Origin of the sequence: Sphingorhabdus sp., assembly GCF_044239005.1 — a bacterium.
Classification (GTDB): Bacteria; Pseudomonadota; Alphaproteobacteria; order Sphingomonadales; family Sphingomonadaceae; genus Sphingorhabdus_B.
This window is the reverse complement of record NZ_JBIICH010000004.1, coordinates 20,889-40,969: the sequence shown is the minus strand read 5'-3', so window position 1 is coordinate 40,969 and position 20,081 is coordinate 20,889. Positions and strand designations below refer to the sequence as shown.

Sequence of the window (20,081 nt, the reverse complement as noted above, 5' to 3'; positions counted from 1 at the left end):
CCAACCGAGCTGGAAGACCTTGCTGACCAATATGCGGACCTGCAAGCCATGGGCGTTGAAGTATTCGCAGTGTCGACCGACACGCATTTCAGCCACAAGTCATGGCATGACAGCTCGCCAGCGATCAGCAAGATCAACTACCACATGCTTGGCGACCAGAACCACGTCATCAGCAACAACTTCGGCGTATTGCGCGAAGGCCAAGGCCTTGCCGACCGTGCGACCTTCGTCGTTGACCCAGACGGCGTGATCCAAGTTATGGAAATCACCTGTGAAGGCGTTGGCCGCAACGCGGTTGAACTCGTCCGCAAGATCAAAGCTGCGATCTACGTGCGCGAGCACCCCGGTCAGGTTTGCCCTGCGAAGTGGGAAGAAGGCAGCGAAACGCTTGCGCCTTCGATCGACCTCGTCGGTAAGATCTAATATATATTCGGGTGCCGCGTTCTTTAGCGCGGCACCCACCCCGATAGCCGACCAATTTAGCCGCCATCCGTCGCGGCGTGACCGTGCTTGTTTGAAAGAGACCCAAGATGCTTGATGCTGCCACCACTGCCCAGTTGAAAACATATTTGGCAAACCTGCGCACCCCTGTTGAGCTCGTCGCGACACTCGATGACAGCCCCAAGTCTGCGGAAATGCGCGCGCTGGTTGAAACCGTCGTCGAACAGTCAGACCTGCTGTCCGCGCGTTTTGATGGTCATGCAGATCGCGTACCTTCCTTCGCCATCCGCCGCGCCGATGGTACTGCTGAAACGCATTTTGCAGGCCTGCCATTGGGGCATGAATTCACATCTTTGGTTCTCGCGCTGCTGCACATGGGCGGACACCCGCCCAAGGAAGAAGCCGACTTGCTCGATTCGGTGAAGGCGCTTGAAGGCGACTTCCACTTCGAAACTTTCTTTTCGCTGTCGTGCCAGAATTGCCCCGATGTCATCCAAGCCATCAACATCATGGCCGCGCTCAATCCAGGCGTTAGCCATGTGGCAATTGATGGCGCGATGTTCCGCGACGAAGTTGAAACCCGCAAGGTCATGGCCGTCCCTGCCATTTACCTGAATGGTGAACCCTTTGGCCAAGGCCGTATGGACCTCGCGCAGATCATGGCCAAGCTGGACACCGGCACCGTTGCCCGCGCTGCGAAAAAGATCGCAGCCAAGGAGCCGTTTGAAGTTTTGGTCGTCGGCGGCGGTCCAGCCGGCGCAGCGGCCGCGATTTATGCGGCGCGCAAGGGTATTCGCACCGGCGTTGTCGCTGAACGATTTGGCGGTCAGGTGCTCGATACGATGGGCATTGAGAACTTCATTTCGATCCAGCACACCGAAGGGCCAAAACTGGCAGCACAATTGGAACAGCATGTCCGCGAATATGACGTCGACATCATGAACCTTCAGGCCGCGACGGAGCTCATCCCCGCTGCCGAAGGCGGCTTGCATGAAGTGAAGCTCGCCAGCGGTGCAACGTTAAAGGCGCGGACGATCATATTGTCGACAGGTGCGCGTTGGCGCCAAATGGGCGTTCCCGGTGAAGAAGAATATCGCAACAAGGGCGTGGCATATTGCCCGCATTGCGATGGTCCATTGTACAAGGGCAAGCGCACCGCCGTCATCGGCGGTGGCAACTCCGGCGTTGAAGCGGCCATCGACCTTGCGGGCATTGTGTCACACGTAACGCTCGTCGAATTTGACTCGCAACTGCGCGCAGATGCGGTGCTGCAAAACAAACTGCGCAGCCTGCCCAATGTCGACATCATCACGTCGGCATTGAGCACGGAAGTATTGGGCGACGGCGAAAAGGTTGAGGCACTGGTCTACACCGACCGTCTGACCGGGGATTCGCATCGCATCGACCTTGAAGGCATCTTCGTACAAATCGGGCTGGTTCCGAACACCGAGTGGTTAAAAGGACCGCTGCAGCTTTCGCCCCGCGGGGAAATCGAAATCGATGCACATAACGCAACGAATATCCCCGGCGTTTTCGCCGCTGGCGACGTAACGACCGTCCCGTATAAGCAGATTATCGTCGCGATGGGCGAAGGCACCAAAGCAGCCCTGTCTGCGTTCGATCACATCATCCGGCATTGATGGTATTGCCGCTGCGAACCGGGAACACGCGTTCTCGGTTCACGGCGTCGGGATAATGTTTCGCCTTTAGAAGTGCTTTTGTCGAAATCTGCTGTTAATGTCTCTTAACTTCAGTCATCACGCGAACTTCGATATCCATCTCCCCTCACCGGTGAAAAAATGCGCAAGCTACTCATTCTGTCGTTGATGCTATGTGTCGCTGCCTGTGGCGGCGGTGAAGAAAAACGCGACCGCCCTGCGCCATTGGTCACACTGGGTGCCGCAACGGAGCATGTCTTTTCGGACCGCTACGTTGCCGTTGGCACTGCAAACGCCAATGAGCAGGTTTCGGTTCGCGCGCCAGTCACTGAACGCATCACGCAGCTTGGTTTTTCGGACGGCGACTATGTGCGGCAGGGCCAGATGCTCGCCGTTCTGGCGCAAGGGCAGGAAACAGCCTCACTCGCCAGCGCGCAAGCGCGTGCGCGCCAAGCCGATCAGCAACTGGCCCGGATTAGTGAGCTTCACCGCCGCGGCTTTGCAACCAACGCCAATCTTGAGGCGCAAACCGCATCAGCCGCATCGGCTAAAGCCGCTGCCAATGAAGCGCGCGCGACGATTGGCGACCGCGTTGTGCGTGCACCCTTTTCCGGCCAAGTATCGCTGCGGCGCATATCGGTTGGCGCAGTTGTCAGCGCTGGCGACGAAATTGCCGCCATCAGCGACCTGAGTGCAATTAAACTGGATTTCACGATACCCGAAACGATGTTGGCGAACGTCCGCGTTGGCCAAGACATCAGTGCGAAGGCTGCGGCTTTCCCCGATTATGTCGCTTCAGGCAAAATCATTGCGATCGATCCCGTGGTGAACCCGCAAACGCGAACCGCCACGCTGCGCGCGATATTGCCGAACCGCAACGGACAGTTAAAACCGGGAATGTTGCTGTCGGTCACGATCACATCGAAAACGCGCACCGCCCCCGCTATCCCCGAACTCTCGCTCGTCCGTGAAGGCGATGTGAGTTTTGTCTACACGCTGGATGCTGATCAAAAGGCGAAGCGTATTGAGGTTAAGACCGGCACACGCGACGGCAATCTGGTCGAAATCGTCAGCGGAGTTAAAGTCGGCGACAAAATCGTAACCGAAGGCGTCGTGAAGCTGTCGGATGGTGCCAAAGTGCGCACTGGAAAAGCCAAAACTGGCGAAGCCCCCGCAAAAAATAAATGATGCAAGGTTGAGATGACACTTTCCGACATCTCGGTCCGCAGACCCGTATTCGCAGCCGTAATTGCGATTCTGATGGTGCTGGTCGGCATTGTCGGCTTTTTAAGCTTACCCGTGCGCGAATATCCCGACACGGAACCCCCGATTGTGTCGGTTGGAACCGCCTATACCGGCGCTGCCGCCAGTGTCGTCGAAACGCGGGTGACACAGGTGCTGGAAAATGCGCTTGCCGGTATTGAGGGCATTCAAACGATTACGTCCCGTTCGCGCGACGGGCAGTCCGAAATCACCATCGAATTCGCGCCGGGCCGAAGCGTCGACAGCGCTGCGAACGATGTCCGCGACCGTGTCGGCGGGGTGGCGGATGATTTGCCCGAAGAAGTGCTCGCGCCTGAAGTGCGCAAGGTCGATGCCGATGCATCGCCGATATTGTTTCTCGTGGTGTCAAAACCGGGTTGGTCGCGGCTTGAACTCAGCGATTATGTCGACCGCAATCTGGTAGACCGCTTCTCCGCCGTCGATGGCGTCGCGCGTGTGTTTGTGGGCGGCGAAGCGCGGCCATCGATGCGTATTTGGCTGCAGCCAGACCGCCTTGCGGCATTGGGCCTCACGCCGCTTGATGTGGAAAATGCGCTGCGCAGCCAAAATGTCGAACTGCCCGCCGGTCGCTTGGAGTCTACTGATCAAAACGTAACCCTGCGCGTCAGCCGACCATTTGGGAATGAAGCCGAGTTTCAGCAGCTTATCGTCGCACGCGGAGCCGACGGTTCGCTCATTCGTCTGGCGGATGTGGCGCGCGTCGAAACCGGTCCGGAAAATCCCTATGCGGCATTCCGGTTGAACGGCGAATCTGCGCTTGGCATGGGCATCGTTCGCCAGTCGGGCGCGAACACTTTGGCCGTCGCCGAAAGCGCAAAGGCGCTCGCCGAACAAATCAAAGGCGATTTACCGCAGGGAATGACAATTACCGTTGGGTCGGATGACTCGCTGTTCATCAGCAAGGCGATCAGCGGCGTGTGGACCACCTTGGCAGAAGCGGCGGCATTGGTGGTCTTGGTCATCTTCCTGTTTTTGGGCAGCTGGCGCGCAACGCTTATTCCGGCGATCACCGTGCCCATCTGCTTGCTCGCGACCTTTGCGGTACTGTGGATGTTCGGATTTTCCATCAACCTGTTGACGTTGCTAGCGCTCGTGCTTGCGATTGGGCTGGTCGTCGATGACGCCATCGTCGTGTTGGAAAATGTCTATCACCGGATCGAACAAGGCGAGCCTCCCCTTGTCGCCGCGGTGACGGGCACGCGGCAGGTCGCTTTTGCGGTCGTATCAACCACCATCGTCGTCTGCGCTGTTTTCGTGCCCGTCATGTTTCTGGCAGGCCAGACCGGCCTTTTATTCCGCGAGCTTGCCGGCGCCATGATCGCCGCTATCGCCTTTTCAGGCTTTGTCGCGCTCAGCCTTGCGCCGATGCTGTGTTCGAAGCTGCTCAAGCAGGAAAAGCGCGGACGTGTTGCATCTTGGGTAGACGATAAATTCCAACGCATGGAAACGCGCTATTCGGATATGTTGTCCCGCGCGATTGCCAAGCCGTTGGCGGCGATTCTTGGCGTCATGGGCTTTTTAGTTGTTGCAGGCCTTTTGTTCACGACGCTTCAGTCCGAACTCGCACCAGCCGAGGATGTGGGCGTCATAAGCGTCAACATTGCAGCGCCAGAGGGCACTGGCTACAACGCCATGGACAAATATATGTTGGATGCCTCCAAACCGGTTTTGGGGCTGCTCGAAAAGGGTACGGTTCGGTCCATCATTCAACGCACGCCTGGCGGCTTTTCCGCAAGTGATGACTTTAACTCGGGCACCTTCCTTATCTTCCTGAAACCATGGGAAGAACGCACAGAGAAGACCGAAGATGTCGTCGCACAGGTCAATAAAATACTTGCCGATCTTCCCGCTGTGCGCGGCAATGGCGCGGCGCGGTCGTCTATTGGACGCGGCCGGGGTCAGCCGCTGAACTTTGTCATCGCCGGATCCACTTATGAATCCCTTAGCGTTGCGCGTGACCGGATATTGACTGCGGCGCGCGAAAATCCGGGCATTGTGAACCTCGATTCCGACTATAAGGAAACGAAGCCGCAGATGGAGATTCTGGTCGACACGGCACGCGCTGGCGACCTTGGCGTATCCGTTGCCGACGTCAGCCAAGCGCTGCAGTCGCTCTTGGGGTCACGCCGCGTCTCGACTTATGTGGATCGCGGTGAAGAGTATCGCGTGATTGTTCAGGCCGATGCCCAAAACCGCGCAACGGCGGAAAATTTGGCCGCTATCCAGCTGCGGAGCCGCGATGGTTCCTTGGTATCTTTGGCCAACCTCATCACATATAAAGAAACCGCCGGTGCGCGCGACCTTGGCCGTTATAACAAGCTGCGCGCCATTACGCTGTCTGGCGGATTAGCACCTGGCTATTCCATGGGGGAAGCGCTCGCGTTTCTGGAAGAGCAAGCCGCTGCATCGCCAGAAGTACTCGCCGTCGGCTATCGCGGTGAGAGCCAAGCGTTCAAGGAAACGGGCGGTTCCATCATCCTCGTGTTCTTCCTCACAATCCTGTTGGTCTATCTCGTTCTGGCGGCGCAGTTCGAAAGCTTCGTGCACCCTGCGACGATTATCACCACCGTCCCACTGGCCGTCGGCGGTGGCATTATTGGACTTGCGCTGACCGGGATGACGCTCAACCTCTACAGCCAGATTGGTATCGTCATGCTCGTTGGGCTTGCGGCAAAGAACGGCATTTTGATCGTCGAATTTGCCAACCAGCTGCGCGATGAAGGTTTGGAAATTCTGGAATCGATCCAGCAAGCTGCAGCGCGCCGTTTGCGGCCAATTTTGATGACGTCGATCGCGACTGTATTTGGGGCAATCCCGCTGGCTATTGCGGGCGGCGCGGGCGGTGCGGCACGGTCTTCTATCGGGGTGGTCATTGTCTTCGGCGTAACGCTCGCCACGTTGATCACGCTTGTCCTCATCCCGCTGATTTATGCGCGGCTTGCGAAATATACGGGATCGCCAGAAGCGGTCACGCGCCGTTTGAAGCAGGAACTGGCTGAACAGGAAAAAGGCGCAGCCTGACGGTTACCGCATGGGGCTCACAATGGGCCCATCCTTTGACGCTGTGATTTTGTCACTTCTTAACATGTTGGGCTTAGATGGCCACCTGCACAGGCGCATTCACTGCAGGAACCCGACATGCATAAGAATATGGTTATCTTTGGCACGCGGCCAGAAGCCATAAAATTATTTCCTGTTGTCAATGCGTTGGCGGCTTACTCTGACATGCACACTGAAGTTATGGTGAGCGCGCAACACCGCCAAATGCTGGATCAAGTGCTGACCATCAGCGGCATCGCTCCGAATTATGACCTCGACCTTATGCAGCCCGGGCAGTCGCTTGATGCGCTCACGGCGCGCTTGTTGGAGGCGATTGGCCGCGTGCTCGATTCCGCAAAACCCGACCGCGTGATTGTCCAAGGCGATACCGCAACCGCCATGGCTGGCGCGCTCGCCGCTTATTATCGCCAAATTCCGGTGAGCCATGTCGAAGCGGGTTTGCGCAGCAGCAATATCTACCAGCCATGGCCCGAGGAAGTGAACCGCAAGATTATCGGCTCGATTGCGGATCAGCATTTCGCGCCAACCGCTGTGTCTGCGGCAGCGCTTACCGCAGAGGCGGTTTCGCCTAAAAACATCTACGTCACCGGCAACACAGGGATTGATGCGCTGCACTGGGTAACGGATCACATCGCGCAAAACCCGGCATTGGCAGCAAACCTTGCGCCATATGAAGAACGGTTCCGCGGACGCAAGATCATTGGCATCACAACGCACCGGCGGGAGAATTTCGGCGATGCCATGAACAATGTCGCATCGGCCATCCGGGCCATTGCGGCGCGGGACGATGTGGCTTGCATCTTCCCCTTGCATATGAACCCCAACGTCCGCGCTGTGATGAACGCCGCTCTGGGTGATTTACCCAATGTCGCGCTGATTGAACCGCTGGACTATCCGAATTTCGCCCGCCTGCTGTCGATCTCGCACATCATGTTAACCGATAGCGGCGGCGTTCAGGAAGAGGCTCCAGCGCTTGGCAAGCCAGTGCTGGTGATGCGCGACACCACCGAGCGCCCCGAAGGCGTCACAGCGGGCACAGCCAAGCTAATCGGCACTGATAAAGACCGCATCATTTCGGAAATTTTCACGCTTTTAGACGATGATGCCGCTTATTCAGCCATGGCCCGCACGCACAATCCATTCGGGGATGGTCACGCAAGCCAGCGCATAGCGGAGATCATCTACAATGCGCGTCGACAATAAACCTGGCTATTGCGCGGTCGGCTGAACATGCCGACGCAAGACTTGTTCCTGTCATGATAAAGGCATAAGGCGCGAACAATCGGCAGTCGCCTCCAAAAGGGTATCGTAATGAAAATCGCAATGATCGGTTCGGGCTATGTTGGCCTTGTATCTGGCGCATGTTTTGCAGATTTCGGGCATGAAGTTGTCTGTGTCGACAAGGACGAGGGCAAGATAGCGCGCCTGAACGCTAATATCATGCCGATTTACGAACCGGGCCTTGATGCTTTGGTCAAGACCAATGTCGATGCCGGCCGCTTGAGTTTTTCAACCGATGTCATGCAATCGGTCAAAGGGTGCGGCGCAATCTTCATCGCCGTTGGCACACCGTCACGCCGCGGCGATGGCCATGCGGACTTGAGCTATGTCTATGCTGCAGCCGAAGAATTGGCGCGCGCAATTGATCCTGGCACGGTTGTTGTAACGAAGTCCACGGTTCCTGTGGGCACAGGAGACGAGGTTGAGCGCATCATTCGCGAAACCAGCCCTGACCTTGAATTTGCCGTTGTTTCAAACCCGGAATTCCTGCGCGAAGGCGCGGCCATTGGTGACTTCAAACGCCCCGACCGTATTGTCGTGGGCAGCGATGTCGAATGGGCTCGCGATGTCATGCGCGCGATTTACCGTCCCTTGTTCCTGAATGAATCGCCCTTGCTGTTCACCAGCCGCCGTTCGTCGGAGCTGATCAAATATGCCGCAAACGCATTTCTCGCGACCAAGATCACCTTCATCAACGAAATGGCGGATCTGTGCGAGAAACTGGGTGCCAATGTGCAAGACGTCTCGCGCGGCATTGGCTTGGATAACCGCATTGGGCCAAAATTCCTGCATGCAGGGCCGGGCTATGGCGGCAGCTGCTTTCCAAAAGACACGCTGGCATTGCTCAAGACCGCACAGGATAATGAAACCCCCGTCCGCGTGGTGGAAGCTGTCGTTCAGGCCAATGACCTGCGAAAGCGTGCCATGGGCCGCAAAATCATCAACGCCTTGGGCGGTGATGTGCGCGGCATGAAGGTTGGGTTGCTTGGCCTGACGTTCAAACCCAATACCGACGATATGCGCGATGCCCCGTCGATTGCGATTGTCCAGACGCTGCTGGATGCCGGCGCCATCGTGCACGCCCATGATCCCGAAGGCATGGAGGAAGCCGCCAAAATCTTGCCCGACGTGGTGATGACGGCCAGCGCCTACAGCGCAGCGCAAGACGCGCATGCCGTGGCGTTAGTCACGGAGTGGGACGCCTATCGCGCGCTAGACCTTCAAAAGCTGCACGCGGCCATGGCAGGTGACGTTCTGGTCGACCTGCGCAACATCTATCGCCCGGAAGAAGCGCAGGCCGCAGGGTTCAATTATGTCAGCGTTGGCCGCTAAGCCAACGGCCTTAATTTACCTGCCGGTCATATCCCACCCAATAAGGTGCGCGTAAATCCTTGCGCAAAATCTTGCCCGATGCGTTGCGCGGCAGGGCTTCGATGACATCCACCGAACGCGGTACCTTGAACCCTGCGATGCGTTCGCGGGCCCAGTTCATCACGCTTTCAACATCAACCTGCGCGCCGGGTTTGGGCACACAGACAGCCTTCACCGCCTCGCCCCATTTGGCGTCTGGCACGCCGATAACGGCGACTTCCAACACATCGGGGTGGCCATAGATCGCGCTCTCAACCTCCGCAGGGTAAACATTTTCGCCACCCGTGATGATCATGTCTTTGACGCGGTCGTGAATGTATAAATAGCCGTCTTCATCCAGATATCCGGCATCGCCCGTTTTAATCCAGCCCCCGTCGGCGACCGTGCCTTTGGTTGCATCAGGCAAATTCCAATAGCCGATCATATTGTTCGAAGACCGCGTCCACACTTCACCGACGTCGCCCACCGGCATGTCATTGCCTGCGCCATCGACAATGCGCAGATCAACGCCGGGCAAAGGCTTTCCGGCCGAGCGCATTCGCTTGTTGCCATTGGGGTCATGGTCTTCGGGCGGCAGCATGCAGATTGTGCCGGTCGTTTCGGTCATGCCATAGACTTGAATGAACTGCGCGTTGAACACATCCATAGATTGCCGCAGCAGCTCGAGCGGAATCGGCGCTGCGCCGTACAGAATATATTTCAGACGGCTGTAATCGACCGAGCGGCAGCGCGGGTGATTGACCATCATTTGCAAGGCAGCAGGCACAATGAACAACCGCGTCGCGCCGCCTTTTTCAATCGCGTCAAAAACCGCATCCGGCGAAAATTCAGCCTGAACCAACCCCGGCAAGCCAGACGCAAGTGCCATGATGCCAAGCCCCGTCCCGCCAATATGCGCGCAAGGCATGGCGATAAGGACGACTTCATCATCCTCCCATTTGGTATAGGCATGTTCGGAATCTGCCGAGTGCTTGCGCAGGGCAAACAGGTTGCGGTTCGACAGCACCGCGCCCTTCGGATTACCCGTCGTCCCTGAAGTGTAGAGCTGCAGCGCGGCATCATCGGGGCCAGCAGGTTCAAACGCAGCGCGCGGTGTCGCGTCGATCATCCGTCGCGCGTCATCTTCCGCAATGACACGCTCAACACCCGGAATGTCTTCGGCAAGCGCCTGAACGCCCGCGTCAAACCCCTGCCCCGCGAACAAAACGCGCGCGCCAGTGTCTTTCGCAATATACGCCCATTCAGCAGGGGCAAGCCGCCAGCCAATCGGCACCATGACGATGCCAACGCGTGCCGCGCCGTAAAATAACGAAAAATACAGGTCGCTGTTTTTGCCAATCCAAGCAATGCGGTCGCCTTTTTTAAGGCCCATAGCCATCAGCATCGACGCGATTTTCGCAGTGTGCTCTTCAAGCCCGCCATAGGTAAAAGCGTGGTCATCTTGCGATAAAGCGGGCCAATTGGGGCGGTCCTTTGCCCAAAGGGTCAGAAACCCGTCAAAGGTCAGTATGTCAAAATCGGCCACCGCCATGTCATCTCTCCCAAGATCGGGCCGCGTTTGGCAGAGGCCCTGATGCTTTTTGTCGAGAGATTATAGCCACATGTCAACAAACTGATTACGTCTCGGCTTCCCCCTTAGAATGCGAGGATTCTCTCATGCCGAAAATGTTTCAACTGACTGCTATGCTATTGCTGACAGGGGTCAGCTTGCCGGCGGCGGCGCAGAATGAATCCAAGCGTGAAATCGTTGTCACGGCGCGTTCATTGAAGGACACAGAGGCGGATTTAAAAGCCTGCCTTGCGCGCAAATGCCCACCTGATCAGGATATTAAAGCGACGCTGGCGCATGCGGAAAACCAATTTGTCGAAGGCGATTATCGCGATGCGCGTGCGACTTTGGCCAACGCCCTCGGCCGCAATCGCAAACATAAAGAGCAGTTCCCGATCGAAGTTTCCGATCTCCTGCGCGCAAATGGCAATGTGGCTGCACATTTGGGCGAATCCGATATTTATCGGCTGTCCGTGCTCGATATGCGCGACACTTTGAAGGGCGCGCTTAAGCCGAATGACTTTCGTGTCTTCGGCGCGGAAATTGAAGTCGCGGATTCGCGGTTGAAGCTTGGCTATCTGGAAGAAGCCAGCGACAAATATCTGGAAATTGAACGGCGCGCGCTTTCCGCCGGCCTTCCCCAAATTGCGGCGATTGCCCGTCTGCGCGACCTGTCTTTGCGGGTGCAGCGCGCGGAAACCGAGAAGACGGCATTTCGCCGCAAAGACGCCACCGAAGCGATTGACCTATTCTTGAAAGAACCCACCGACGGGGCCGAGCAATTCAAGATTGTGGCTGAGGTCCTAAAATCACGCATGGACCGCAATGGCGGCAACAACGAAACCACCGACAAGCTGATTGCGCGCTATGCGGCGATGGGTGGCACAGAACGGCCCGTTCTGCTGCATTCCAAGCCGATTGAAATGAACGAGGCACAGGCCGCCCGCGCGATGGCCGGTGGCAGCGACCTCAACCGGATCGGCACACAGGTCGTTGAAAAGCGCTGGGTCGATATTGGTTTCTGGATTGGCGCCGACGGCAAGGTCGATGAGCCCGAAATATTGCGCAACCAAGGCGGGACCGATTGGACCGACGTTGTTCTAAAATCGATTAAAACGCGCATTTATGCACCATTAAAGGCGGAGAAAGACGGCGCGACGCCCGGCATTTATGCCATCGAGCGTTATTCGCTCACCGCGCAATATGAAAATGACGTGACCGGAACACGTATCCGTCAGCGCTCACCCATCGCCAGAATCGAGCGGACTGATTTGACTGGCTAGGGTCAGGACCTATTAAATGCATCATCGCGGCGTCAAAATGGCAAAGATATCGAAGTAAAATGTCCGCCGCAGGCAGTTGTTCTGCCTGCAATGGCATTTTGTTTTGAGATCGAAGCCATTTTGGCGTCCTTCGGATTTGAGCCATATTGTCCATTGCTGCGTTGGCAAACTTGGACTTAGAACCACTAAGTCCGGCGCTTACCGCCTCGCACTGAACAATATAGCCTCAAACCGCGAAGGTGCATTTAATAGGTCCTGACCCTAAGCCAATTACAGCGCCGATATCATCCGTTCGGTCGCCTCGGCGGCCAGACGGGCGGCGCGTTTTAAATTGGCCTCAAAATCGCCCGAGCTGTCGCCATTGGCATTGTCGCTCGTTGCCTTGATCGCGGCCCATGGCACGTCCATGCGGGCTGCCGCTTGGGCAACGGCGGCGGTTTCCATATCGATGATGTCGCAGCCAAGGACGCTGTGCAGTCGGCTGCCATGGTCGTCGCTTTCCATGAAGCAGTCATTTGTGATGATCCGCACTTTCGGTAGGCCCGTCTCTGGCATGATTGCGGCGTGATAGGGTTCGGCATGCGCCTCCCCTATCGGCCATGACCCTGCCCGATAATGCACAAATCCGTCGGCACGCGAGGCACCATAATCGCCCTGCACGGCTTGCGTGATCTGGAAACAGTGGCCGTCATGGCCGCTCAATTTCCCCGCAGTGCCGACCACCAAAAGCAAATCCGCATGATAATGTTCGACCAGCATCATCGCCGCCATTGCCGCATTCACCTTGCCAATACCGCTGCAGGTGATGGCGATATTGCGGCCACCGGATTGGACCTGACGGATCATGAAACCGTGCAAGGGCTCACTATTGGCGCTTTGGCCGGGGAACAACGCAGCGGCTTCGGCATCCACGCCGGTAATGATGCCAATGGTTTTGAACATGCTGCGTCCTTTAGAAAATTTCCAACGGGGAAGCCCTTAGCGCAGCATTAACGTAATTATGATGACATAAACGCTCGCGCGGCCAAATTAATGGCTGGCGGCAATCATGTCTTCGATACGGACGAACTTCTCGCGCGGGGCGCCGTCGCGGGCACGGGCAATCTCTGCCTCTTCAATTTTCTTCCAGTCGCTGAATGTGACAATGTCGACCTTGCGCAATGCCAGCAGCGCATCCAGACCGGCACGACCATCTTTGTCGACGCTTATGGCCATATCCTCCGCCACGCTATCAATGATATTGTAACCGTCGGGCCGGTTCGTACCGATGGTGCCGGACGGGCCACGCCGGGCCCAGCCGACGCAATAGAGGCCCGGCAATATCCTGCCGTCCAGATTGGCAAAGCGACCGCGGCCATGCTCATAAGGCACGCCGTCAATGGGCGGCGTTTGATAGCCAATGCAGCTGATGACCATGGAACAATCGATGGTGTAGCTTTCGCCCGTGCCGATGCTGCGATACTGGTCATCCAGCCGCATGCGCTCCACGCGGATGCGCTGCACTTTACCATCGCCCTCAATCGCAATGGGCGCAGCAAAAAAGTCGAAATTGATGCTGATGGCTTTATCCGCGCGAAACGCCTCTGGAATGGCGGCGAATTCGCGCAGATGGGTGACGGACTTGCGAACGCCGGGTTCCAACAGCGCATCTTCGCCGATGTCGGGCAGATCATCCTTGTCAACGCGCGGTGTTGCCCGCTGCAAATGCGCGAGCTCGCCCAGTTCCTTGGGCGTCATCGCAATTTGGTGCGGGCCGCGCCTGCCCAAAATGGTGATGTCCTCAACACCCGAATGATCAAGCCCATCGAGCGCGTGGCTGACAATGTCGGAGCCGTCAAATTCGGTGCGCGTTTTGGACAATATGCGCGCGACATCCAGTGCCACGTTGCCATTGCCGACAATGACGACATGCCGGCCATCCAATGGCGGCCTGAGGTCCGCATAATCAGGGTGGCCATTATACCAGCCGACAAAGGCGGCGCTGCCAAAAACGCCGGGCAGATCTGCGCCAGCGATATCCAGCGGACGATCATTCGGCGCGCCGGTGGCGAGAATGACCGCGTCATATAATGTCTGAAGCTCGTCGATGCTGACGTCTTTGCCGACGGTCACATTGCCGACAAACCGGACATTGTCGGACAAAGCGACTTTTTCATAACGGCCCGCCACCGCCTTGATCGACTGATGATCGGGGGCGACACCAAAACGGATGAGGCCAAAGGGAACGGGCAAGCGGTCAAGGATATCGACCCGCACATCATCGCCAAATTTCTTTTGCGCGGCTTCGGCTGTGTAATATCCCGCCGGACCGGAACCGATGATTGCGATATGCCGCATGCCCTACTCCCCGTCATTGCCTGATTCGGCAGGCTAACGGGTCAGCGCCAAAAAGAAAGCGCGACCTTCACACAGAAGATCAGGCGGCTTTGCGCGCCTTGCGTGCGTCGCGGTCAAGGAAACCCCGGATCGCCTCTATGCTCTCTTCCACATGGCTGAGCAGGAACAAATGCCCGCCATTTTCGACGACGAACAACTCACTGTTCGGAATGAGGAAGTTCAAAAACTTACCATTGGCAAGCGGAACGATCTGGTCATCATCGCCCATCATGATGAGCGTTTCGGTTTTCAGAAATGGCAAAAATGGCGCGCTGGTCCATCCCATCATCGCCATCAGCTGATAAAAATATCCCGTCTTCGACGGCGGCGTAATCCGGCCAATATGCTCCGCCTTGTTGCCCACCATACCGCCGTACAGCGTCTTGAAATGCTTCGCCATGAAATCGGGGTCTATATAGCGGCGCGGGTCAGCCATTTTGACCAGCGCGGCGGGATTACCCGGCACCATCAACATGCCAGCGCTTGTTGCGACAAGGATAAGCTTGTGCGTGCGCGCTCCATTCTGCAGCGCAAATTGCTGCGCCATCGCCCCGCCCCAGCTGACGCCCATGACATCGACCACGGGCATGTCAAACCGGTCAAGCAACAGCGCCGCAATGCGCGCCATCAATAAAGCGTTATAGGGGACCACCGGATCGGGCGAACCGCCAATGCCGGGCATATCAAAAGTGATGAAATCGCGATCATCCAACAGCTCGGCCATCGGCGCCATAGCCTCAATATTCGCGCCAATGCCGTTGAAGAACAATATCGGCAGCTTCTTCGTCGCCTTCGACGCCCGCCAAACCGCAACCCGCAATGTGCGACCGTCAACGGTCTCCATGCTGAAATTTGGGGCGCGGTTTTTGGTCATATGGGTTCCCCTGCCGCGTTTATCGCCGGCGTTGCGCCGAGTTTAGCGCATGGACTCCGCTGTGCAAGGAAGAAAGAGCCGTTTCGGCATCGTGACGACGTTGCGGCTGCGGCGACGCCCCCTCACTCCAAAACATACAGCCCCGGCGCGGCTTCCATTGCTGGATGGGCCTTGCTGCCGAGCGTACCGGGGGCGGCGACTTCTGCGCCTGATCGCGCGTGGAGCCATTCCATCCAATGTGGCCACCAGCTTCCGGCAACTTCTTCGGACCCTTTCATCCATTCGGTGACGTCGGCGGGGGTCTTGCCGTTTGAATGTTTCCAATATTTCGCCTTGGGGTTACCCGGCGGGTTCAGGATCGCCTGCATATGGCCAGCCTGGCTCAGGATGAATTCGACATTTTTGCTGCCGAACAATTGTGTCGAGCGATAGCATGCGCGCCATGGCGTGATGTGGTCCGTCGTTCCGCCCAGAACGAACAGGTCGCCCGTCACCTTGGTCAGGTCAAGCGTATGGCCCGCAATTTCGAACGTGCCCGGCGCGGCGTAGGCATTTGCCTCAAACAGCTCCAAGAAATCACCCATCAGTGCCGACGACAGGTTGGTCGCGTCGGCGTTCCAGAACAGGATATCGAACGCTGGCGGATCATCGCCCAGCAGATAATTGTTGATGACATAGTTCCAGATGAGGTCATTTGGTCGCAACCATGCAAAGCCGCGCGCAAGGCTGCTGCCTTCAATCACGCCTTTCTTCGCCGCGCGTTGCCGTGCCAGCGCGATGCCATTGTGCGACACAAGGCTCGACGCCTCGGTATCGCCGGGCTTGGGTTCAAGCACGCATACCATCATGGTAATCGCGTTGGCGCGGGTGTCACCCATCGACGCAAGCTTGGACAGCAGGACGGACATGGTCTGTCCACCGGAACAGCCGCCCGAAATATTGACCTTATCGCTGCCGGTAATTTCGCACACGACATCCAGCGCCTTGATGCAGCTTTCGATATATTCGGCCATGCCCCACACGCCCATATCGTCGGTGGGGTTGCGCCATGAAATCATGAAGGGCTGAATGCCGTGGTCGGTCTGCCATTTGATGATCGATTTTTCCGGCGACAGATCGTTGATATACATTTTGTTGATCTGTGGCGGGATAGTCAGTTGCGGCGTCGCAAACACCTTGTCCGTGGTGGGCGCATATTGGACGAGTTCGAAACGTTCGTCGCGATAGACCACGGCCCCTTTTGCGGTTGCGACATTCTCGCCAAGCTTGAACGGTTTTTTGTTCACCTGGCTCACCATCATGTCGTTGTGAACCATGTCGTTATAGGCGTTTTTCAGGCCCTTCACGAGGCTGAGCCCGCCGGAGTCCACCAGCCGTTTTTGCGCGGTCGGATTGCCGATCAGCGTGTTGGTCGGTGACATCGCATCAATGATGATCTGCGAGATGAAATTGGCACGGTCGCGCTCAAGTGCGTCGAGTTCCAAATCCTCAATATAGCTTTTGACGCCCTTTTGCACCGCGAGATAATATTGCGCGCCCGCCTTAAAGAACGGGTTAAACGTCCATGCCGGGTCCATGAAACGCTTGTCCTTGGGATCCGGCGCAAGGTCTGACTTTCCGGTGATGATTTTGACGACATCTTCGGAAAAGCTGCTGGTTGCCTTCCACGCCTTGTCGGGGTTGGCGGCGGTCTGGCGGAGCATCAGGCCAATGGCGCCGATGAAATCCTCTCGCGCTAATCCTGCTAACGGGCCAAGCGCCATGGTTGCATCATTGGCGGCGTCAAACGCGCCTGCAACGCCGGAAAATGGTGCGCCTTTCTTTTTAGCACGCTTTGTTCCGGTCTTTTTTCCAGCTCCGCTGCCTGCTTTTGTCGCCATCTGCATCTCCTCTTCCCAAGACGAAGAATTACATGCCCCGCGGCCTGCGTCAATCGCGCATCAACCCGATGGAAAATGGCGCAAAAATCGCTTATACCGAGTGCGCCAGAGCAGAGTACGCATTGTGAACAATTGAAAACAAGCGCTTCTAAACTGGAGGACGGCCGCCGCGCATCTTAATGCGCCCCTTAAGGAGCAACAGTATGAATGCCCGATTTTGCTTTGCTGAATCCTCAACAGGCCGCCTTTCGACGCCAATGGGCAGCGTCATTGGCCAATCCAGCGCACTGATTTTTCTGCGATGACCACAGACATAAAAAAGCTGGAGGGCTTGGGCAAATTGCTGAAGGCTGCAGGCGTTAAGCCCGCTGGCGCTGAGGCGATGGTCCGCGACCATATCGACGAAATTCAAACCGACGCGCGCCAACATCATGCCGAACTCATCGCAACGGTGAAGGCGCTGAAAGAAGAGCTGGTCGAACTGCAGCACAATCATGCATCGTCGGTGTCCGAAATACGCATGGCGACCGATGTGATGCGGCACGAAATAGAAGCGCGCAGCGTTGCGTTCGGCCGAACGCTCCAAATCGCCAAATTCGTGCTCATTATCGTCGTGGCTTTGCAGGTCATCCTTCTTGTGAGCCTACACACGACCACGGGCAGCGACCTTAGCCACTTCATGCCTGCGGCTGAGACATCGAACGACGTGCAAGCCCCTACCCCGGCGCCCAGTCCCCAGGGCGCAGCTACGAAATGAACGAATGATATATATTATGTCCGCTAAGCGACCTTTCCGATTTCCTGAAACACGCAGCCTGATTGGTGGCCTGTGCCTTGCGGCCGCGATCACGGGTATCACGGTGACCGCCAACGCGAATGACCCACGCGCCGAAAAACAAACTGCGGGAAAGCCAAAAGCAGAAAAGCCAAGCACGACAAAAACGGCCCCGGTTAAACCAAAAGCCACCAAAACCGAGCAGAAAAAGCCAAATGTCGCAAAGCCAAGCGCGTCGACATTCACGATCCCCAGCCTCGAAGACAAACCGACCAACGCCCAGACCAACGCTCAGTCCACTGCGGACGAAACGCTGCGCAATGACATCGACACGCTTTGGAAGAAATTCCCCGGTCGTGCGGGCATCGCCATTTACACGCCATTTTCGGATGACATTATCGGTCGGCGGCACACCGAACGCTTTCCACAGCAAAGCGTCTCCAAAATGTGGGTCGCGTTGACGATTTTGGAACAAGAAACCGCGGGCAAGCTGTCGCTCGACAAGAAAATACGCGTGAGCCGCGATGATATCGTGGTGTTTAGCCAGCCGATCAAACAATATCTCAGCGACAAAGATTCCTTTGAAATGTCCGTGCGCGAATTGCTTGCCCACGCCGTCAACGCCAGCGACAATCTTGCAAACAGCGTCCTGATCCGCGTCGCCGGCGGCCCGCAGGCGATCAACCAGATGCTTGACCGGCGAAAGGTGCAATCGATCCGTTTCGGACCTGGCGAAGTGCTTTTGCAAAGCGCGATAGCAGGGCTGAACTGGCAACCTGAATATCGCAAAGGCAATGCCTTTAAGGAACAGCGTTCGCGCATTCCCATGGAAAAACGGCGCGCAGCGCTCGACAAATATCTGGCCTCACCCTTGGATGGCGCTGCGCCGGGCACCATCGCGCTTGTGCTAAAACGCTTTGGCGAACGCGCGCCTGATGATCCGGGGGCAAAGCTTTTGAAACTGATGGCGGGGACCTATACCGGAAGATCACGCCTTCGTTCAGGGCTCGCCCCGGGCTGGAGCCTCGCCCACAAAACAGGGACGGGGCAAGTATTGGGTTCGATTTCGACCGCACTTAACGATGTCGGGGTGATGAAAGCGCCTGATGGTTGTCGGTATCAGGTCGCCGTCATGATTGCCGAAACACACGCCGGAAGAGAGGTCACAAACGGCCTCATGCAAAATGTGGCGCGCGCCGTGGTGCGGCATCACCGCCAAATCCACCCCAAGGCCGAAAAGACGTCCTAAAGCGATAGCTGCCCAAATGTGCCTTCTGCCGAAAGGTATAAGGAATTCAGCGTGTCAAATAATCGCTTGCATGAATATTCGCTCCATTTTGGAGCGACCAAAACGTGCATCCGTGAATTTTGTTCCATAGGACGCGTAAAGTTCACATTAGTTCACAATATAATTGTTACAAAAGTTACATTTGTGGCGTAAAACCAAGTGGGGGTTCGGTCCACTATTTAAGGCATAGTAATGAAGAAATTTCATATAGCTGTGGTAGAAGACGACTTAGCCTTTGCGGCGGAGATGGAGGAATTTCTGGGGGCGGCCGGCTATACGGTTTCCATCTATGACTCATCGCAGAAATTTTTGGCGGCGTTGCGCCAATCGGAATGCGACCTTCTCATCGTCGATTGGTCGATTCCCGATTTATCCGGTATTGAAGTGCTCGAATATATCCGGAAGTTTCATCCGGATATGCCAGCCATCATGCTGACCGCACGCGCGGAAAATACCGACATTGTGCGCGGGTTACAGGCCGGTGCCGACGATTATGTTTCCAAGCCAGTAGATCCCGACGTCCTTGCAATGCGGATCAAATCGCTGTTGCGCCGATCCAAAGGCGACGTGAAAAACGTTTCGGAAAACGTCATCCTCGGTCGCTATTTGCTGCGTCCATCGGCGTCCACGATCTACCTTGGCGACGAAGAGATCGTGCTGCCCAAGCGTGAATTTGACATGGCGATGCTGTTTTTCAAAAATCCGAACCGCCTTCTTTCGCGGCAATATTTGGCAGCAAAATTATGGGGTAAAGTTATCGATTACCAATCGCGGACGATTGACACCCATGTCGCACGGTTACGCAAGAACCTAAAACTCGACCCCTCATGCGGCATCAGCCTGAATGCGTTGTACGGTTTTGGATATACCTTGCAGGCCGATGTGCACGCGATGAGCGCCGCGCACGAACACACCGCCATTTCGGCTTAGGCACACAACCGCGCCGCTAGCCACGCCCGCC

Annotated in this window: 15 protein-coding genes; 10 read left to right on the top strand and 5 right to left on the bottom strand. The window is 56.7% G+C overall.

Annotated features, from left to right (window positions below; all coding sequences use genetic code 11):
• The 6 genes from ACILQA_RS00750 to ACILQA_RS00725 all read left to right on the top strand — a co-directional run.
• Positions 1–423 (top strand): redoxin domain-containing protein (locus tag ACILQA_RS00750; protein ID WP_395627962.1); only part of this gene is annotated, 423 nt, incomplete at its 5' end.
• A gap of 107 nt (positions 424–530) precedes the next feature.
• Positions 531–2,081: an alkyl hydroperoxide reductase subunit F gene (gene ahpF / locus ACILQA_RS00745; protein WP_395627961.1), complete on the top strand. Its 1,551-nt coding sequence runs from the start codon at positions 531–533 to the stop codon at positions 2,079–2,081.
• Positions 2,082–2,240: 159 nt separating this feature from the next.
• Complete coding sequence (locus ACILQA_RS00740) at positions 2,241–3,287, top strand: efflux RND transporter periplasmic adaptor subunit (protein WP_395627960.1); 1,047 nt, start codon at positions 2,241–2,243, stop codon at positions 3,285–3,287.
• A gap of 12 nt (positions 3,288–3,299) precedes the next feature.
• The gene (locus ACILQA_RS00735; protein WP_395627959.1) at positions 3,300–6,404 is read left to right on the top strand and encodes an efflux RND transporter permease subunit; all 3,105 of its coding nucleotides are present in this window, start codon (positions 3,300–3,302) and stop codon (positions 6,402–6,404) included.
• A gap of 117 nt (positions 6,405–6,521) precedes the next feature.
• Complete coding sequence (gene wecB, locus ACILQA_RS00730) at positions 6,522–7,646, top strand: non-hydrolyzing UDP-N-acetylglucosamine 2-epimerase (RefSeq protein ID WP_395627958.1); 1,125 nt, start codon at positions 6,522–6,524, stop codon at positions 7,644–7,646.
• 108 nt (positions 7,647–7,754) lie between these two features.
• Complete coding sequence (locus ACILQA_RS00725) at positions 7,755–9,056, top strand: UDP-glucose dehydrogenase family protein (protein WP_395627957.1); 1,302 nt, start codon at positions 7,755–7,757, stop codon at positions 9,054–9,056.
• A 10-nt stretch (positions 9,057–9,066) separates the two neighbouring features.
• Here ACILQA_RS00725 and ACILQA_RS00720 read toward each other — a convergent pair whose 3' ends face one another.
• Complete coding sequence (locus ACILQA_RS00720; protein WP_395627956.1) at positions 9,067–10,626, bottom strand: fatty acid--CoA ligase; 1,560 nt, start codon at positions 10,624–10,626, stop codon at positions 9,067–9,069.
• A gap of 125 nt (positions 10,627–10,751) precedes the next feature.
• Here ACILQA_RS00720 and ACILQA_RS00715 point away from each other — a divergent pair, with 125 nt between their 5' ends.
• Entirely contained in the window at positions 10,752–11,927 is a 1,176-nt protein-coding gene (locus ACILQA_RS00715; RefSeq protein ID WP_395627955.1) for a hypothetical protein, read from the top strand.
• Between the two features lie 270 nt (positions 11,928–12,197).
• Here the strand turns inward: ACILQA_RS00715 and ACILQA_RS00710 are convergent, their stop codons facing one another.
• The 4 genes from ACILQA_RS00710 to ACILQA_RS00695 form a co-directional block, all read right to left on the bottom strand.
• On the bottom strand, positions 12,198–12,869 hold the full coding sequence (locus ACILQA_RS00710) for a purine phosphorylase (RefSeq protein ID WP_395627954.1): 672 nt from the start codon (positions 12,867–12,869) through the stop codon (positions 12,198–12,200).
• Between the two features lie 87 nt (positions 12,870–12,956).
• The gene (locus tag ACILQA_RS00705; protein ID WP_395627953.1) at positions 12,957–14,264 is read right to left on the bottom strand and encodes an FAD-dependent oxidoreductase; all 1,308 of its coding nucleotides are present in this window, start codon (positions 14,262–14,264) and stop codon (positions 12,957–12,959) included.
• 79 nt (positions 14,265–14,343) lie between these two features.
• On the bottom strand, positions 14,344–15,177 hold the full coding sequence (locus ACILQA_RS00700; protein WP_395627952.1) for an alpha/beta fold hydrolase: 834 nt from the start codon (positions 15,175–15,177) through the stop codon (positions 14,344–14,346).
• A gap of 122 nt (positions 15,178–15,299) precedes the next feature.
• On the bottom strand, positions 15,300–17,057 hold the full coding sequence (locus tag ACILQA_RS00695) for an alpha/beta fold hydrolase (protein WP_395627951.1): 1,758 nt from the start codon (positions 17,055–17,057) through the stop codon (positions 15,300–15,302).
• Between the two features lie 301 nt (positions 17,058–17,358).
• Here ACILQA_RS00695 and ACILQA_RS00690 point away from each other — a divergent pair, with 301 nt between their 5' ends.
• From ACILQA_RS00690 to ACILQA_RS00680, 3 genes are all read left to right on the top strand, one after another.
• Positions 17,359–17,814: a hypothetical protein gene (locus tag ACILQA_RS00690; RefSeq protein ID WP_395627950.1), complete on the top strand. Its 456-nt coding sequence runs from the start codon at positions 17,359–17,361 to the stop codon at positions 17,812–17,814.
• 16 nt (positions 17,815–17,830) lie between these two features.
• Positions 17,831–19,081 (top strand): serine hydrolase, encoded by a 1,251-nt coding sequence (locus ACILQA_RS00685; RefSeq protein WP_395627949.1) that lies wholly within the window; start codon positions 17,831–17,833, stop codon positions 19,079–19,081.
• Between the two features lie 231 nt (positions 19,082–19,312).
• Positions 19,313–20,050, top strand: coding sequence for a response regulator transcription factor (locus tag ACILQA_RS00680; protein WP_395627948.1), 738 nt, complete (start codon positions 19,313–19,315; stop codon positions 20,048–20,050).
• Positions 20,051–20,081: the final 31 nt, after the last annotated feature.

What these genes read in the sequence shown, in the direction of transcription:
- ACILQA_RS00715 (WP_395627955.1), top strand. Translation starts at nt 10,752, where the DNA reads ATGCCGAAAATGTTTCAACTGACTGCTATGCTATTGCTGACAGGGGTC.
- ACILQA_RS00720 (WP_395627956.1), bottom strand. Translation starts at nt 10,626, where the DNA reads ATGGCGGTGGCCGATTTTGACATACTGACCTTTGACGGGTTTCTGACC.
- ACILQA_RS00700 (WP_395627952.1), bottom strand. Translation starts at nt 15,177, where the DNA reads ATGACCAAAAACCGCGCCCCAAATTTCAGCATGGAGACCGTTGACGGT.
- ACILQA_RS00705 (WP_395627953.1), bottom strand. Translation starts at nt 14,264, where the DNA reads ATGCGGCATATCGCAATCATCGGTTCCGGTCCGGCGGGATATTACACA.
- ACILQA_RS00710 (WP_395627954.1), bottom strand. Translation starts at nt 12,869, where the DNA reads ATGTTCAAAACCATTGGCATCATTACCGGCGTGGATGCCGAAGCCGCT.
- ACILQA_RS00690 (WP_395627950.1), top strand. Translation starts at nt 17,359, where the DNA reads ATGACCACAGACATAAAAAAGCTGGAGGGCTTGGGCAAATTGCTGAAG.
- ahpF (WP_395627961.1), top strand. Translation starts at nt 531, where the DNA reads ATGCTTGATGCTGCCACCACTGCCCAGTTGAAAACATATTTGGCAAAC.
- wecB (WP_395627958.1), top strand. Translation starts at nt 6,522, where the DNA reads ATGCATAAGAATATGGTTATCTTTGGCACGCGGCCAGAAGCCATAAAA.
- ACILQA_RS00735 (WP_395627959.1), top strand. Translation starts at nt 3,300, where the DNA reads ATGACACTTTCCGACATCTCGGTCCGCAGACCCGTATTCGCAGCCGTA.
- ACILQA_RS00680 (WP_395627948.1), top strand. Translation starts at nt 19,313, where the DNA reads ATGAAGAAATTTCATATAGCTGTGGTAGAAGACGACTTAGCCTTTGCG.
- ACILQA_RS00725 (WP_395627957.1), top strand. Translation starts at nt 7,755, where the DNA reads ATGAAAATCGCAATGATCGGTTCGGGCTATGTTGGCCTTGTATCTGGC.
- ACILQA_RS00695 (WP_395627951.1), bottom strand. Translation starts at nt 17,057, where the DNA reads ATGGCGACAAAAGCAGGCAGCGGAGCTGGAAAAAAGACCGGAACAAAG.
- ACILQA_RS00740 (WP_395627960.1), top strand. Translation starts at nt 2,241, where the DNA reads ATGCGCAAGCTACTCATTCTGTCGTTGATGCTATGTGTCGCTGCCTGT.
- ACILQA_RS00685 (WP_395627949.1), top strand. Translation starts at nt 17,831, where the DNA reads ATGTCCGCTAAGCGACCTTTCCGATTTCCTGAAACACGCAGCCTGATT.